Source organism: Mesorhizobium sp. M0139, from assembly GCF_040322455.1.
In the GTDB taxonomy this organism is placed as follows: Bacteria; Pseudomonadota; Alphaproteobacteria; order Rhizobiales; family Rhizobiaceae; genus Mesorhizobium.
Map to the genome: position 1 here is coordinate 1 of NZ_JAMYTN010000052.1, position 571 is coordinate 571.

General features: G+C 63.9%; 1 protein-coding gene. It reads left to right on the forward strand.

Annotation, left to right across the window (positions count from 1 at the left end):
* Window positions 1–571 (forward strand): EF-Tu C-terminal domain-related protein (locus tag NKJ58_RS31460; protein ID WP_352854717.1); only part of this gene is annotated, 571 nt, incomplete at both ends.

Sequence of the window (571 nt, forward strand, 5' to 3'; positions counted from 1 at the left end):
TGATGGCTGCGGTCGATGCCTATATCCCGACGCCGGTTCGTCCGCTGGACAAGCCGTTCCTGATGCCGATCGAAGACGTGTTCTCGATCTCGGGCCGTGGCACGGTCGTGACCGGCCGCGTCGAGCGCGGCATCGTCAAGGTCGGCGAGGAACTGGAAATCATCGGCATCCGCCCGACGACCAAGACGACCTGCACGGGCGTCGAGATGTTCCGCAAGCTGCTCGATCAGGGCCAGGCCGGCGACAACATCGGCGCGCTGCTGCGCGGCGTTGATCGTGAAGGCGTCGAGCGCGGCCAGGTTCTGGCCAAGCCCGGTACGGTGAAGCCGCACAAGAAGTTCGTGGCCGAAGCCTACATCCTGACCAAGGACGAAGGTGGCCGTCACACGCCGTTCTTCACCAACTACCGTCCGCAGTTCTACTTCCGCACGACCGACGTGACCGGCATCGTGTCGCTGCCGGAAGGCACGGAAATGGTTATGCCCGGCGACAACATCACGGTCGATGTCGAGCTGATCGTGCCGATCGCCATGGAAGAGAAGCTGCGCTTCGCCATCCGTGAAGGCGGCCG